The organism is Methylobacterium guangdongense (assembly GCF_038442355.1).
In the GTDB taxonomy this organism is placed as follows: Bacteria; Pseudomonadota; Alphaproteobacteria; order Rhizobiales; family Beijerinckiaceae; genus Methylobacterium; species Methylobacterium guangdongense.
In genome coordinates, this window is the sequence record NZ_JBBXMX010000010.1 from 25487 (window position 1) to 40432 (window position 14946).

Here is a 14946-nt window from a genome sequence, read left to right on the forward strand (position 1 = left end):
TTGTCCACGGATTTTTTACCATACCGGCTTGACGGATAGTGTCTGTTGCAGCGGCGCCAGAGAATCAATTTCCCCCGTCACCTCAGTTACTTAGCCACCTCCCAGCGTGCGCGCGAGAATGTCGGCCGTGTCCCGGGACAGGCCCGGGATCGCCTTGATCCCGTTGAGCATTTCGGCGGCTTTGGCGGCGCGTGTTTTTTCCAGCCGACGCCACGATCCGAAGGCCGTCAGCATGCGGGCGGCAACTTGCGGGTTCGTCGCGTCGAGGGCGGCCACGGTCTTGGCCACACACGAAAAACCGGCGCCGTCGGCCCTCGCGAACTGGGTGGGATTGCCGAACGCGAAGCTCCCGATCAGGGCACGCACCCGATTCGGGTTGGTCAGCGTGAAGGCAGGGTGTTCCTGCAGCCGGGTGATTCGTTCCAGCGTCCCGGGTTCGGGGATCTGGGCCTGGATGCCGAACCATTTGTCGAGGACCAGGGGCTCGTCGGCGTAGCGCGCGGCGAAGCCGGTCAGAGCGGCCTCCCGCGCCTCGCCCGGGATCAGCGCCAGGGTGGCCAGGGCGGCGAGCCGGTCGGTCATGTTGGTGGCCGCCACCAGACGCTCGGCAGCCCGGGCCGCACCGGCCTCCGGATCGCCCGCCGCGATCAGGTCGAGGGCCGCGTTGCGCAACGACCGGCGGCCCGCCGAAGCGGCATCGGGGCTGTAGGGCGTGCCCGCGACCGGCGCGAGGGCGGCGTCGATCTGCTCCAGGCGCGGCCTCAGGGCTTGGCCCAGATACGCCCGCAGATCGAAGCGCGCCCGGTGGATCGCGTCCGGATCGACATCGGCCGGCAGCGCGTCGGCAGCTTCCCCCTCGCTCGGCAGCGCCAGCACCAGCGCCGCGAAGGCCGGATCGGCGAGTGCCTCACCATCGAGGAAGCGGCCCAGAGCCTCCGCGAAGGCCTCCCGGCGACCGGCATCGGGTTCGAGGATCAGCCGCAGGGCGACATCCTGGGCGGCCTGCCAGCGATTGAACGGGTCGCTGTCCTGCGCCAGCAGGCGCATGCGCTGCGCGTCGGTGAGCGCAAGGTCGAGCCGCACGGGCGCCGAGAAATCGCGCAGCACGGAGGGGACCGGCTCCTCGGTGACGGTCTCGAAGACGATCTCGGCCTCCTGGCGGTCGAGGACGAATACGCCGTCCCGAACCTGCTCCGACTTGGCGCCCGCCAAGGGGCCCGAAGCACCGACGAGGCCGAGGGCGACCGGGATCACCAGCGGCGGCCCCTCCTGCCCGTCGGCGTCGGGCAGGCTCTGCGCGAGCCGCAGGGTGTAGCGCGCGCCCTCCGGATCGTACCGTCCCGAGACCGAGAGACGCGGCGTGCCGGGGCGCTCGTACCAGCGGGCGAAGGCCGACAGGTCGCGCCCGGTGACGGCCGCGAAGGCCGCGAGGAAATCCTCGACGGTGGCGGCGCGCCCGTCGTTGTCGGCGAAGTACCGGTCCATGCCGGCCCGGAACGCCTCTGCACCGATCAGGGTGCGCAGCATCCGGACGATCTCGGCGCCCTTGTCGTAGACGGTCGCCGTGTAGAAGTTGTTGATCTCCGCGTAGGCCCGCGGCCGCACCGGATGGCGCAGCGGTCCGGCATCCTCGGGGAACTGGCGCGCCCTCAAGCCGCGCACCTCGGCGATCCGATGGACCGGCCGGGAGCGCATGTCGGAGGAGAACTCCTGATCGCGGAAGACCGTGAGGCCCTCCTTCAGGCAGAGCTGGAACCAGTCCCGGCAGGTGACGCGGTTGCCCGACCAGTTGTGGAAGTACTCGTGGGCGATGATCGCCTCGATGGCCGCGTAGTCCCCGTCGGTCGCCGTCTCGGGGCTCGCCAGCACGTATTTGTCGTTGAAGATGTTGAGCCCCTTGTTCTCCATGGCGCCCATGTTGAAGTCCGACACGGCGACGACGTTGAACACGTCGAGGTCGTAGGCGCGGCCGAACGCGGTCTCGTCCCAGGCCATGGAGCGGATCACGGCGTCGAGGGCGTAATCCGCCCGGTTCTCCTTCCCGGGCTCGACATAGACCGCGCAGGTGACGGCGCGCTGCTCCAGGGTGGTGAACCGGGTCTCGACCTTGCCGAGCCGGCCACCGACCAGGGCGAACAGGTAGGCGGGCTTCGGGTGCGGGTCGTGCCAGACCGCGAAGTGGCGGTCGGCGCCGACCGGGCCGGACTCGACGAGATTGCCGTTGCCCAGGAGCACCGGCGCCTCGGCCCGGTCGGCCTCGATCCGCGTCGTGTAGACCGCCATGACGTCGGGCCGGTCGAGGAAATAGGTGATGCGTCGGAAGCCGTCCGCCTCGCACTGGGTGCAGTAGACGCCGCTCGACCGATAGAGACCCATCAGTTTGGTGTTGGCCGTGGGATCGACCTCGGTGACGAGCCGCAGGCTGAAGGGCTGCCGGGGCGGGGCGAGCAGGCTCAGGCCTGCCGGCGAGACCGTGTAGGCGTCGGGCGCGAGCGCCGCACCGTCGAGGGTTGCCGAGACCAGCCGCAGGTCGTCGCCGTCGAGGTTCAGGGGCGCGCCCGGGACGCCGTGCGGATTCGGGCGCAGCGCCAGGGTCGCGTCGATCCGGGTGGCGTGCGGGTCAAGGCGGATGTCGAGCTCGACACGGTCGATCAGGTAGTCGCTCGGCCGGTATTCCTCCAGGCGGATCAGCGGCGGCGTCTCGGTGCGCATGCGTCTCTCACTCCGGGTCCTTCACTCGAAGCCCTTCTGGTCCCTCGGGACGCCCGGCGCAACGCGCGCGCGCGCAGGGGGCCGTTCGGGCAGACGGCGCATTCCGGGCTACTCGCGGTCCCGGGTTCGCTCTAGCTACGAGCCCGATTGGCCGCAGCCGCGTCGGCCATGCTGGTTCTCCCCGAGGGCGTCGTGATCGCCCTCGCCGCAACAGAGGGATCCCCCCCGATGGAATACCTGCACACCATGGTCCGGGTGGCCGATCTCGACCGGGCGCTCGCCTTCTACGTCGACACGTTCGGCCTGCAGGAGGTCCGCCGCGTCGAGAACGAGAAGGGCCGCTTCACCCTGGTCTTCCTGGCCGCCCCGGGCGACGCCGCCCGGGCCAAGGAGACCAAATCCCCGCTCGTCGAGCTGACCTACAACTGGGATCCGGAGACCTATTCGGGCGGGCGCAATTTCGGGCACCTCGCCTATCAGGTCGACGACATCTACGCCTTCTGCGCCAAGCTCCGGGACAAGGGCGTGACCATCAACCGGCCGCCCCGCGACGGCTACATGGCCTTCGTGAAATCGCCGGACGGCATCTCGATTGAGATCCTCCAGAAGGGCGGCGCCAAGGAGCCGCAGGAGCCCTGGACCTCCATGGAGAACACCGGAACCTGGTGATCCGTCCTTGACCCGGACGGATCCGCAGGCGCATCTGCGCCCCGGATCAGCCGGCCGGGCGGCCGCTCCGGACGCTTCCCGCGTCCGGGGAGGAAAGTCCGGGCTCCATGGAGAGGCGGTGCCGGATAACCTCCGGCGGGGGTGACCCCAGGGACAGTGCCACAGAGAGCAGACCGCCCCGGACGCGTCCGGGGTCAGGGTGAAAGGGTGCGGTAAGAGCGCACCGCGGACGCGGCAACGCGGACGGCATGGCAAACCCCACCGGGAGCAAGACCGAATAGGGGCGGCGCGCCCTTCGCGAGAGGGGCAGGCCTTCTCTCCAGGCCAGTCGCCCGGGTTGGTTGCTCGAGGCGGTCGGCGACGACCGTCCCAGAGGAATGGCTGCCACGTCGGCGCGCGAGCGTCGGCCCTACAGAACCCGGCTTACAGGCCGGCTGATCCACCGCCACCAAAAACTTCACATCCGCACAAGGGCTTAGCGACGGGCGGCGGCGCGCGCGCCGGAGCGGGCGGACGTGCAATTTCCTGAGCGGCAAAAACCTTCGGTTAACCTTGCCGGGTTCAGATCGGTCCGCACGGCAGCGCCAAGCTTGTCCGTTGACGATCCTCTGAGGCCCATGATACCCGGCATCCTCCCGTCAACGGCGTGTATCGGATCGCCGGGCGCAACCTGCTTCTCTGCAGGGCCCGTCCGTGCGCGGCGTTTTGCGCATGTCGCATCCGGTGCCGTTCCCGTCACGTGTGCCGCCCCCGCGCGGCCCGGCCCAGGGCACCATGAGACGCTTGAGCCGCATCCGCGTCCGGATTCCCGGAACGCGCCGCTATCCCGCCACCGGCCGCGCCGGCGCGCCGAGGCCCGCATGAGCCGGCGCCGTCCCCTGCCCGAGATGCCCGGACCGGCATCCGAAAGCCCGGCCCCGCCGCACATCCCCGTCCTGCTCGACGAGGTGGCGACGGCTTTGAAGACCGCGGGCGGCCTCGCCATCGACGGCACGTTCGGCGCCGGCGGCTACACGCGCGCGTTGCTGGAGCGCGATCCGGCCCTGCGGATCATCGCCATCGACCGCGACCCGAGCGCGATCGCGGCCGGCCAGCCGCTGGTCGCAGCCTCGGCGGGCCGTCTCCGGCTGGTGCCCGGCCGGTTCGGCGATCTCGACGCCCTGCTGCGCGATACGGGCGAGGCGCAGGCGGACCACGTCGTGCTCGATATCGGCGTCTCGTCGATGCAGCTCGACGCGCCGGAGCGCGGCTTCTCGTTCCGCCTCGACGGCCCCCTCGACATGCGCATGGGCACGGACGGCCCGAGCGCCGCCGACCTCGTCAACGAGGCCGACGAGGCGGTGCTGGCCGACATCATCTATCATTACGGCGAGGAGCGGCGTTCCCGCGCCGTCGCACGCGCCATCCACGAGGCCCGCCGCCGCGGCCGGATCGAGACGACCGGGCAGCTCGCCGAACTGGTCGCCGGCGTCGTCCGGGCTGAGCCCGGGAGCCACATCCACCCGGCGACGCGGACCTTTCAAGGCCTGCGGATCGCCGTCAACGACGAGCTCGGCGAGTTGGTGCGGGCGCTGCACGCGGCCGAGCGGGTGCTCCGGCCCGGTGGCCGGCTCGCCGTGGTGACGTTCCATTCCCTGGAGGACCGGATCGTCAAGCAGTTCTTCGCCGCCCGCAGCGGCCGCTCGGCCCACGGCTCGCGCCACCTGCCGGGGGCGCCCGTCGAGGCCGTGCGCAGCTTCAGCCTCGTGACCAAGGGGCCGGTCCTGCCGGGCGAGGCCGAGACCGCGCGCAATCCGCGCGCCCGCTCGGCTAAGCTCCGCGCCGCGGAACGTACGGAATCCGACGTGCCGGAACCGCTGGCGGCGCTCACCGCGCTCGCGAGCCTTCCCGAAGCCGCCCGCGGGAGCCACCGCCGATGATCCGCCTCCTCAACCTGCTGGCGGTGGTCGGGCTCATCGCCTCGGCGGTCTACGCCTATTCGATCAAGTACGACACGCTCTACCAGGGCGGTCAGGTCTCCAAGCTGCAGACGGCCCTGCACAAGGAGCGGCAGGCCATCGCGGTGCTGCGCGCCGAGTGGCAGCTCCTGACCCGACCGGACCGGCTGCAGGCGGCCGTCGACAAGCACCTCGCCCTGGAGCCGATCGGCACGAGCCATCTGGCGCGCCTCTCGGACCTGCCCGTCCGGCAGGAGCGCGGCGACGAGATCGGCCGCCTGCTCGCCGCGACCGCCACGCCCAAGGACAAGGGCGGACCCGAGCCGCGCACCACCGGCGCGATCACCCGCACCGTGACCACGACCCGCACCCCGACGACGGCTTCGAGGTAGTCCCCCGTGTCCGAAGACACCGATCAAATCCCGGACGCCACGCCGGTCACCGAGACCGAGGTTTCGGAGCACGAGGCCGCGCTCCTCGAAGCCGCCGCTCTGGCGCACGCCGCGGCCGCGCCGCGCCCGATCCCGGAGGAAGCGCTTCCGCCGGAGCCGCGGGCCGACCGCGCCAAGGCGTTCCTGCGCAGCATGTTCCGGCTCGCCATCGAGCGGTCGCACATGCGCGTGGCGCTCGTCGGGCTGGTCTTCGTCGGCGTGTTCGGGACGATCGCGTCCAAGCTGCTCGCGATGGCGATCTTCGGCGATCCGCCGAGCCAGGAGCACCGGGTCGCGGCGGCGTCCTCGACGGCCTTCCGGCCCGACATCGTCGACCGCAACGGCGAGATCCTGGCGACCGACATCCGCACCGTGTCGGTCTTCGCCGAGCCCGGCAACATCTACGACAAGGACGAGGCGGTCGAGCTCCTCACCGCGGTCCTGCCCGAACTCAACGCCTCCGAGCTGCGGGCCAAGCTGTCCTCGCGCAAGGGCCGCAGCGGCGCGGGCTTCGTGTGGGTGAAGCGCGAGCTGACCCCGAAGCAGCAGGCCGAGGTCCACCGGCTCGGCATCCCGGGCATCGGCTTCCTGCCGGACCACAAGCGCGTCTATCCGAACGGCGTCGCGGCGGCCCACATCCTGGGCGCCACGAACCTCGACGGCGTCGGCATCGCCGGCATGGAGAAGTACATCGACTCCACCGGCATCCAGGCGCTCAACAGCTTCGGCCTGATCAACAAGCAGGCCGACCTGAAGCCGGTGCAGCTGTCGATCGACCTGCGCGCCCAGTTCGCCGTGCGCGACGAGCTCGCCTGGGGCATCGACCACTTCAAGGCGAAGGCCGGCGCCTCGATGATCCTCGACGTGAAGACCGGCGAGGTCATCGCCCTGGTCTCCATGCCGGACTTCGACCCGAACGATCCGAAGGACGCGCTCTCGCCCGACCGGATCAACCGCATGAATGTCGGCGTCTACGAGATGGGCTCGACCTTCAAGGCGATGACCCTCGCCATGGCGCTCGAATCCGGTAAATACAATGTCAACTCGACCTTCGACACCCGTGGCGGCGTGCTGAACTGGGGCCGGCAGAAGATTCACGAGTATCACGGCACCAACCGCGTCATCACCATGCCGGAGGTGTTCACGCACTCATCCAACATCGGCTCGGCCAAGATGGCGCTCGGCGTCGGCGTGCCCGGCCACAAGGCCTTCCTGCGGAAGATGGGCCTGCTTGACCGGCTGCGCACGGAGCTGCCGGAGAGCGCGGCGCCGATCGTGCCGTCGCGGTGGAGCGAGATCAACACCATCACCATCGCGTTCGGCCATGGCATCGCGGTGGCGCCGCTCCAGGCCGCGATGGCGGTCGGGGCCATCGTCAACGGCGGCGATCTCATCACGCCGACCTTCCTGAAGACCACGTCGGACGACGCGAAGGCCAAGGCCGCGCACGTGCTCTCGACCCAGACCTCCGAGGCCATGCGCTACATCATGCGGCTGAACGCCACCGAGGGCTCGGCCAAGAAGGCCGCGATCCCGTACTACTTCGTGGGCGGCAAGACCGGCACCGCCGAGAAGGTGATCGGCGGCCGCTACATCCACAACCGCCTGTTCACGACCTTCATGGCGGCGGCGCCGATGAACGACCCGAAGTACCTGTTCGTCACCATCATGGACGAGCCGCAGGGCCTGCCGGAATCCGGCGGCTACGCCACGGCGGCCTGGAATTCCGGCGTCGTCACCGGCAAGGTGATCGAGCGGGTTGCGCCGATCCTCGGCCTGCCGCCGCAATTCGAGCCGCCAGTGCGTCCGTTCCCCCAGATGGTCAAGCTCAACGCCTATCACGTCAACCAGCTCGGCGGCCCGTGAGGGGGTTGGCATGACGGCCCGGCTCGCCGATCTCTTCCCCGAAGCCGCCGGCCCGGCCGCCGATCTCGCGGTCACCGGCCTGACCGCCGACAGCCGGCAGGTCGCCACCGGCACGGTGTTCGTCGCCGTGCCGGGGACCAAGGCCGACGGGCGCCGCTTCGCCGCGCAGGCCGCCAATCGCGGCGCCGTGGCGGTGGCCGGGGAGGGCGCACGCCCGGCGGATCTGCCGGCGGCGGTCGCCTGGATCCCCGTGGCCGATGCGCGACGGGCGCTCGCCCTCGCGGCGGCCCGCTTCGCCGGGTCGCAGCCGCAGACCGTGGTGGCGGTGACCGGCACCGCGGGCAAGAGCTCGGTCGCCGACTTCGTGCGCCAGATCCTGGCGCGCCTCGGCCGCGACGCCGCGAGCCTGGGCACGGTCGGAATCGTGACCAACCGCGGCGCGCAATACGGCTCGCTCACCACTCCGGATCCCGTGACCCTGCACGAGACCCTGGCGCGGCTCGCCCAGGAGGGCGTGACCGATCTGGCCATGGAGGCCTCCTCACACGGGATCGAGCAGCGCCGGCTCGACGGCGTGCGGCTGGACGCGGCGGGCTTCACCAATCTCGGCCGGGACCACCTCGATTATCACGCGAGCATCGAGGAGTATCTCGCGGCCAAGCTGAGACTTTTCACCGACCTGCTGCCGGCGGGCTGCCCGGCGGTCGTGAATGCCGACGGGGCCTATGCCGATCGGGTCATCGCCGCAGCCGAACGCGCCGGGCGGCCCGTGCGCACGGTCGGGCGCGCCGGGCGGGACCTGCGGGTCGAATCCGTCCGGACGGAGGGCTTCGCCCAGGCGGTCCGGCTCGCCGCGGGCACGCGTACCTGCACGCTGCGCCTGCCCCTCGTCGGCGAATTCCAGGTCGAGAACGCCCTGGTGGCGGCCGGCCTCGCGCTCGCCACCCCGGCAGGCGCGGCGGATCCGGACGGGGTCTTCGCGGCGCTCGATCACCTCACCGGGGTGCCGGGCCGCATGGAGCGGATCGGGGAGGCGCGGGGCGGGCTCTGCCTCGTCGATTATGCGCACAAGCCCGAGGCGCTGGAGAGCGTGCTGACGGCGCTGCGCCCCTTCGCGTCGGGCCGTCTGGTCGTGGTGTTCGGCTGTGGCGGCGACCGCGACCGGGGCAAGCGCCCGCTGATGGGTGCCATCGCGCAGCGGCTCGCCGACACGGTGATCGTCACCGACGACAACCCGCGCACCGAGGATCCCGCCGCGATCCGCCAAGCGATCCTGGCGGCGGCGTCGGGCGCCGAGGAGATCGGTGACCGGGAGGACGCGATCCGCACCGCCGTCGGCCGGCTCGGGCCGGGCGACGTGCTGGTCGTTGCCGGCAAGGGTCATGAAACGGGCCAGATCGTGGGAGATCGCACCCTGCCGTTCTCGGACCACGCGGTCCTGCGTGCCGCCATCGCCGACGCGGCCGCCTGACGGCGACGGGGGTTGACCATGACTGCTCTCTGGACCCGCGATGAGCTCCAATCCGCCACCGGCGGTCGCCTGATCGGCGCCGAACGGCCGATCGGCGGCGCCTCGATCGACACCCGCACGCTTCAGCCCGGCGACCTGTTCTTCGCGATTCGCGGCGAGGCGCGCGACGGCCACGACTTCGTCGCCGCCGCCCTCGAGCGCGGGGCCGGGGCCGCGGTGGTGCGCCAGGATCGCGCCGAGGGTCTGGCGGCGCACGGCCCGCTACTGGCGGTGCCGGAAGTGGGCGCGGATCCCGTGCTGACCGCGATGAGCCGCATCGGTAAGGCCGCCCGGGCCCGGACGAAGGCCCAGGTGGTGGCGGTGACGGGCTCCGTCGGCAAGACCGGCACCAAGGAAGCCCTGCGACACGTCCTGTCGGAACAGGGCGAGACCCACGCCTCGGCGGCCTCCTACAACAACCATTGGGGCGTGCCGCTGACGCTGGCCCGGATGCCCGCTTCGACGCGCTACGGCATCTTCGAGATCGGCATGAACCACGGCGCCGAGATCGTGCCGCTGACCGCCCAGGTCCGGCCCGACATCGCGCTGATCACCACGATCGCCCCCGCCCATATCGAGCATTTTGCCTCGCTGGCCGCCATCGCGGACGCCAAGGGCGAGATCTTCTCCGGTCTGCAGCCCGGCGGCGTGGCGATCCTCAACCGGGACGCCCCGCATTTCGACCGGCTCGCCGCGCATGCCCAGGCCTCCAGGGCGGGCCGGATCGTGACCTTCGGCGAGCACCCGGATGCGGATGTCCGCGCCCTCAAGATCGTGCTCCGGCCCGACCTGTCGGTGGTCGATGCCGTGGTGATGGGCCAGCCCGTCACCTACAAGCTGGGCACGGCCGGCCGGCACGCGGCGCTAAACTCGCTGGGCGTCATGGCGGTGGTTCACAGCCTCGGGGCCGATCTGGCCCGCGCGGCCCTGTCGCTCGGCGCGCTGACGCCGCCGGCCGGGCGCGGCGAGCGGACCGCCCTCGAGATCGGCGGCGGCACCGCCTATCTCGTGGACGAGAGCTACAACGCCAATCCCGTCGCCGTTCGCGCCGCGCTCGCGACGCTCGCCGGCATCGAGACCGGGCCGCGCGGGCGCCGCATCGCGGTGCTGGGCGACATGCTGGAACTCGGCGCCGCCGCCCCCGACCTGCACCGCGGCCTCGCCGAGGCGATCGAGGCGGCGCAGATCGACCTCGTCTTCACGGCCGGCCCCCTGACGCGCCACCTGTTCGAGGCGCTGCCGGTGAGCCGCCGCGGCGGCGTGGCCGATACCGCCGCCGAGCTGATCGAACCGCTCGCGCGGATCCTGCGGGCCGGCGACGCCGTGATGATCAAGGGATCGAACGGCAGCCGCATGGGCCGGATTGTCGAGGCGCTGAAAGCCCGCTACGCGGTCGACCCGGCGCGGCGCGCCCTCGCGACGGCCCCATGATCGGCCCATGATCGATGCGGCCGAGCGTCCAAGACGATCGGTGCCGCTCCCTGAAACCCTCGCCTGAACGAAGGGGCCGAGCGCCCGGATGCTGTATCTTCTCTCGGAACTGAGCGGCAGCTTCACGCCGCTGAACGTGTTCCGCTACATCACCTTCCGCACCGGCGGCGCGCTGTTCACGGCGGGCCTGTTCGTGTTCTGGTTCGGGCCCTGGATCATCTCGCTCCTGCGCATCCGCCAGGGCAAGGGCCAGCCGATCCGCGAGGACGGGCCGCAGACCCATCTGTTGACCAAGCGCGGCACCCCGACCATGGGCGGGTTGATGATCCTGGCCGGCGCCGTGGTGGCGATTCTGCTCTGGGCCAACCCGCGCAACCATTACGTGTGGGTTACGCTGACGGTCACCCTCGGGTTCGGGGCGATCGGCTTCTACGACGACTACCTCAAGGTGACGAAGCAGTCGCACAAGGGCTTCTCGGGCAAGTTCCGCCTGGCGCTTGAGGCGACGATCGCGCTCGCCGCCTGCGTGACCATCGCGGTCTATTCCCCCGCGGCGCTGCAAAACCAGCTCGCCTTCCCGGTGTTCAAGGACGCGCTCCTGAACCTCGGCTGGTTCTATCCCCTGTTCGGCGCCTTCGTGATCGTCGGCGCCGGCAATTCCGTGAACATGACCGACGGTCTCGATGGGCTTGCCATCGTGCCGGTGATGATCGCCTGCGGCACCTTCGGATTCATCGCCTACCTCGTCGGGAATTCCTTCACGGCGAGCTACCTGCAGGTGAACTACGTCCGTGACACCGGCGAGCTCGCCGTGGTCTGCGGGGCCGTGATCGGGGCGGGCCTCGGCTTCCTCTGGTTCAACGCGCCGCCGGCCCAGATCTTCATGGGCGATACCGGCTCCCTGGCGCTGGGCGGCCTGCTCGGCACCATCGCGGTGGCGACCAAGCACGAGATCGTCCTGGCGATCGTCGGCGGCCTGTTCGTGCTGGAGATGATGTCGGTGATCATCCAGGTCGCCTCGTTCAAGCTGACGGGGAAACGCGTCTTCCGCATGGCGCCGATCCACCACCACTTCGAGCAGAAGGGCTGGAAGGAGCCGCAGGTCGTGATCCGGTTCTGGATCATCGCGGTGATCCTGGCTCTGGCCGGCTTGGCGACGCTCAAGCTGCGCTGACACTTGTGATAGAGAGGCTCGGCGAGAGGGCGATCCCACCCACGCCCTCATCCCGAGGTGCCGCAGCGGAGCGGCGGCCTCGAAGGAGCCCTCCAGCCGGCGCAGCGATCCCTGGAGCCCTCCTTCGAGGCCCGCTGCGCGGGGCCCTCAGGATGAGGAGGCGGGTGGGATCGGCCGTGTTCGGGCCGCATCCAGAGTTTCGTATGACTCCCATCACCGTGTTTCAGACCAAGATCGTCGCCCTGTTCGGACTCGGCGGCTCCGGCCTCGCCACCGCCCAGGCCTTGAAGGCGGGCGGCGCCGATGTGCGCGCCTGGGACGACAGCGCCGACAGCCGCGTCCGCGCGCAGGCGGCGGGGATCACGATCCAGGATCTGCGCGAGGCCGACTGGTCGGGCTTCTCCGCCCTCGTCCTGAGCCCCGGCGTACCCCTGACGCATCCCGAGCCGCACTGGAGCGTCCGCCGCGCCCGGGAAGCGGGCATCGAGATCATCGGCGACATCGAGCTGTTCTGCCGCGAGCGCCGGGTGCAGGCTCCGGGCGCGCCGTTCGTGGCGATCACCGGGACCAACGGCAAGTCGACCACCACGGCGCTGATCGCCCACGTCCTCGCGCAGGCCGGCCGCGACGTTCAGATGGGCGGCAATATCGGCACCGCGATCCTGTCGCTGGAGCCGCCCGCCGAGGGGCGGATCCACGTGATCGAGATGTCGTCCTTCCAGATCGACCTGACGCCGGGCCTCGACCCGAGCGTCGGCGTGCTGATGAACATCACCCCCGACCATCTCGACCGCCACGGTACGATGGAGCAGTACGCCGCCATTAAGGAGCGGCTGATCCAGGGGGCGGGCCTCGCGGTGGTCGGTGTGGACGATGCGCCGAGCCGCGCCATCGCCGATCGGCGCGGCGCCGATCTCGTGCGCGTGCACGTGCCCCACGGCGAGGTGCTGGCGACCGACGCCCTGACGGTGCGGGACGGGATCGTCCGCGAGCCGGACGGCACGGCGCTCGCCGACGTGAACGGGATCGGCTCCCTGCGCGGCGCCCACAACTGGCAGAACGCCGCGGTGGCGGTCGCGGTGGCGCGGGCGCTCGGCCTCTCGGGCGCGCAGATCCAGGCCGGCCTGAGCTCGTTCCCCGGCCTGCCGCACCGGATGGAGGAGGTCGGGCGGCGCGGCTCCGTGGTGTTCGTCAACGACTCGAAGGCGACCAACGCGGATTCCACCGAGAAGGCGCTGCTCGCCTTCCGGGACATCCACTGGATCCTCGGCGGCAAGGCGAAGGACGGCGGGATCTTCCCGCTGGTGCCGTATTTCGAGCGGGTCGCCCACGCCTACCTGATCGGCGCGGCCTCGGACGCCTTCGCGGCGACCCTGGAGGGGGCCGTGCCCTATACCCGCTGCGAGACGCTGGACGTGGCGGTCCCCAAGGCCGCCGAGACCGCCGCCGCCTCGGGCGCCCCCGAGCCGGTGGTGCTGCTCTCGCCGGCCTGTGCCTCCTACGACCAGTTCCCGAACTTCGAGGTCCGCGGCAACCGGTTCCGCGAACTGGTGCAGGCGCTCGACTGAGGGCCGTTCAGCGCGCCAGCACCTTGGCGGCCTCGCGGGTGGTCCCCACCGCCTGCGAGACGCCCGCCACCGAGTGCACGATCGCGCCGATATTGCCCGTGATCGCGGTGACCGCCCCGGAGGCGCTCTGCATGTTCTCGGCGAGATCGCGGGTCACCGCGCTCTGCTCCTCGATGGCGGCGGCCGTCGCCACCACGGTCTCGCGCATCACCGAGACCGAGGCGCCGATCAAGCCCAGCGCTTCCACGACCTCGTGCGAGACCCGCTGGACGCTGGCGATCTCGCCGTTGATCTGCCCGGTTGCGCGGGCCGCCTGATCGGCGAGCGCCTTCACCTCGGAGGCCACCACGGCGAAGCCCCGGCCGGCCTCGCCGGCCCGGGCCGCCTCGATCGTGGCGTTGAGCGCCAGCAGGTTGATCTGGCCGGCGATGTTCTGGATCAGGCCGACGATGCTGGTCATCGCGGTCGCGGTATCGGCGAGCCGCTTGGTGTGGGCATCGGCATCCTGGACACAGGCATAGGCGGTGTCGGTGGCGCTCTGGGAGCGCACGATGCTCTGGGACATCTCGGCGACCGAGGCGGCCAGTTCCTCGGCGGCCGCCGCGACGGTCTGGACGTTGCCGGAGGTCGAATCCGCGGCCGAGGAGGCCAGCGCGGCCGCGTGCGTCGAATGCGCCACCGCCTGCTCGATCTCGCCGAAATTCTGGTCGATGAGCGTGCGCAGATTGGCGAACAGGTGGACCTGCTCGCTGATGTCGGTGGCGAACTTCACCACCTTGTAGGGCCGCCCGGCGGCATCCAGGATCGGGTTGTAGGAGGCCTGGATCCAGACCTCACGGCCGCCCTTGCCGATCCGGCGGAACTGCGCCGCCTGGTAGGTCCCGTTGCGCAGGGCCGCCCAGAACGCCCGGTAGGCCTCGCTGTCCCGGTAGCCCGGTTCGACGAACAGGCTGTGATGCTGTCCGATGACCTCGGACCGGGCATAGCCCATCACCGACAGGAAGTTGTCGTTGGCCTCGATCACCGTGCCGTCGAGGTCGAAGGCGATGACCGCCTGCACCTTGTCGATCGCCGCGATCTGGCCGGCGCGGTCGGCCTCCTCGGTGCGCTGACGGGTGATGTCGGTGGCGAATTTCACGACCTTGTAGGGCCGGCCGCGGGCATCGAGCATCGGGTTGTAGGAGGCCTGAATCCAGATCGGGCGGCCGCCGCGGCCGACCCGCTGGAACTGGCCGGTCTCGAAGGTGCCGGCGCGCAGCCGGTCCCAGAAGGCCCGATAATCGGCGGATTCGCGCTGGGCCGGGTCCACAAACAGGCTGTGGTGCTGGCCGACGATCTCCGGCAACGTGTAGCCGACGACATCGATGAAGTTCTGGTTCGCCGACAGGATCCGGCCGCCCAGATCGAATTCGATCACACCCTGGACCCGGTCGAGGGCCGCGAGCTTGGCCTGGGCTTCCCGGACGGGCAGGGTCTTGAACATGGCGCGTCGACTTCCGAAGGGCGGACCAGGCGCCTCACGCCCCGTACCGCCGGCCCACTACATCCGGAAGTTGCACTGTCGAAATTAACATAGCGTATCTTCCTATAAGTATTCGCGTACCAGTAGGCTTAATCCGACGCGACCGGGGCCACCGCTGCCGCGGCC

General features: G+C 70.6%; 10 protein-coding genes and 1 other RNA gene. 9 read left to right on the plus strand and 2 right to left on the minus strand.

Translation table 11 applies throughout. The annotated features are described in order from the left end of the window. Window positions 1-90: 90 nt before the first annotated feature. The gene (gene pepN / locus AAHG09_RS18840; protein ID WP_342108979.1) at window positions 91-2712 is read right to left on the minus strand and encodes an aminopeptidase N; all 2622 of its coding nucleotides are present in this window, start codon (window positions 2710-2712) and stop codon (window positions 91-93) included. Between the two features lie 228 nt (window positions 2713-2940). Between pepN and AAHG09_RS18845 the strand changes: the two genes are divergently transcribed. From AAHG09_RS18845 to murD, 9 genes are all read left to right on the plus strand, one after another. Next, window positions 2941-3381, plus strand: coding sequence for a VOC family protein (locus AAHG09_RS18845; protein WP_342109166.1), 441 nt, complete (start codon window positions 2941-2943; stop codon window positions 3379-3381). Between the two features lie 46 nt (window positions 3382-3427). Continuing rightward, window positions 3428-3823, plus strand: an RNA gene (gene rnpB, locus AAHG09_RS18850) — RNase P RNA component class A. Window positions 3824-4268: 445 nt separating this feature from the next. Next, a complete protein-coding gene (rsmH, locus tag AAHG09_RS18855; protein WP_342109168.1) occupies window positions 4269-5300 on the plus strand; it encodes a 16S rRNA (cytosine(1402)-N(4))-methyltransferase RsmH in 1032 nt (343 codons plus the stop codon). Next, window positions 5297-5710 (plus strand): cell division protein FtsL, encoded by a 414-nt coding sequence (gene ftsL / locus AAHG09_RS18860; protein ID WP_342108980.1) that lies wholly within the window; start codon window positions 5297-5299, stop codon window positions 5708-5710. The genes rsmH and ftsL overlap by 4 nt, the downstream gene beginning before the upstream one ends. A 6-nt stretch (window positions 5711-5716) precedes the next feature. Beyond that, a complete protein-coding gene (locus AAHG09_RS18865; protein WP_342108981.1) occupies window positions 5717-7615 on the plus strand; it encodes a peptidoglycan D,D-transpeptidase FtsI family protein in 1899 nt (632 codons plus the stop codon). Window positions 7616-7625: 10 nt separating this feature from the next. After that, a complete protein-coding gene (locus AAHG09_RS18870) occupies window positions 7626-9086 on the plus strand; it encodes a UDP-N-acetylmuramoyl-L-alanyl-D-glutamate--2,6-diaminopimelate ligase (RefSeq protein WP_342108982.1) in 1461 nt (486 codons plus the stop codon). 18 nt (window positions 9087-9104) lie between these two features. Next, window positions 9105-10556, plus strand: a complete 1452-nt coding sequence (locus AAHG09_RS18875; protein WP_342108983.1) for a UDP-N-acetylmuramoylalanyl-D-glutamyl-2,6-diaminopimelate--D-alanyl-D-alanine ligase — start codon at window positions 9105-9107, stop codon at window positions 10554-10556. An 88-nt stretch (window positions 10557-10644) separates the two neighbouring features. Then, the gene (mraY, locus tag AAHG09_RS18880; RefSeq protein WP_342108984.1) at window positions 10645-11730 is read left to right on the plus strand and encodes a phospho-N-acetylmuramoyl-pentapeptide-transferase; all 1086 of its coding nucleotides are present in this window, start codon (window positions 10645-10647) and stop codon (window positions 11728-11730) included. A gap of 203 nt (window positions 11731-11933) precedes the next feature. After that, a complete protein-coding gene (murD, locus tag AAHG09_RS18885; RefSeq protein WP_342108985.1) occupies window positions 11934-13298 on the plus strand; it encodes a UDP-N-acetylmuramoyl-L-alanine--D-glutamate ligase in 1365 nt (454 codons plus the stop codon). A gap of 7 nt (window positions 13299-13305) precedes the next feature. Here the strand turns inward: murD and AAHG09_RS18890 are convergent, their stop codons facing one another. Then, entirely contained in the window at window positions 13306-14781 is a 1476-nt protein-coding gene (locus AAHG09_RS18890) for a methyl-accepting chemotaxis protein (protein WP_342108986.1), read from the minus strand. Between the last annotated feature and the right edge of the window lie 165 nt (window positions 14782-14946).

Coding starts and splice junctions, on each gene's coding strand:
- pepN (WP_342108979.1), bottom strand. CDS start 2,712: ATGCGCACCGAGACGCCGCCGCTGATCCGCCTGGAGGAATACCGGCCG.
- AAHG09_RS18890 (WP_342108986.1), bottom strand. CDS start 14,781: ATGTTCAAGACCCTGCCCGTCCGGGAAGCCCAGGCCAAGCTCGCGGCC.
- murD (WP_342108985.1), top strand. CDS start 11,934: ATGACTCCCATCACCGTGTTTCAGACCAAGATCGTCGCCCTGTTCGGA.
- AAHG09_RS18870 (WP_342108982.1), top strand. CDS start 7,626: ATGACGGCCCGGCTCGCCGATCTCTTCCCCGAAGCCGCCGGCCCGGCC.
- rsmH (WP_342109168.1), top strand. CDS start 4,269: ATGCCCGGACCGGCATCCGAAAGCCCGGCCCCGCCGCACATCCCCGTC.
- ftsL (WP_342108980.1), top strand. CDS start 5,297: ATGATCCGCCTCCTCAACCTGCTGGCGGTGGTCGGGCTCATCGCCTCG.
- mraY (WP_342108984.1), top strand. CDS start 10,645: ATGCTGTATCTTCTCTCGGAACTGAGCGGCAGCTTCACGCCGCTGAAC.
- AAHG09_RS18875 (WP_342108983.1), top strand. CDS start 9,105: ATGACTGCTCTCTGGACCCGCGATGAGCTCCAATCCGCCACCGGCGGT.
- AAHG09_RS18845 (WP_342109166.1), top strand. CDS start 2,941: ATGGAATACCTGCACACCATGGTCCGGGTGGCCGATCTCGACCGGGCG.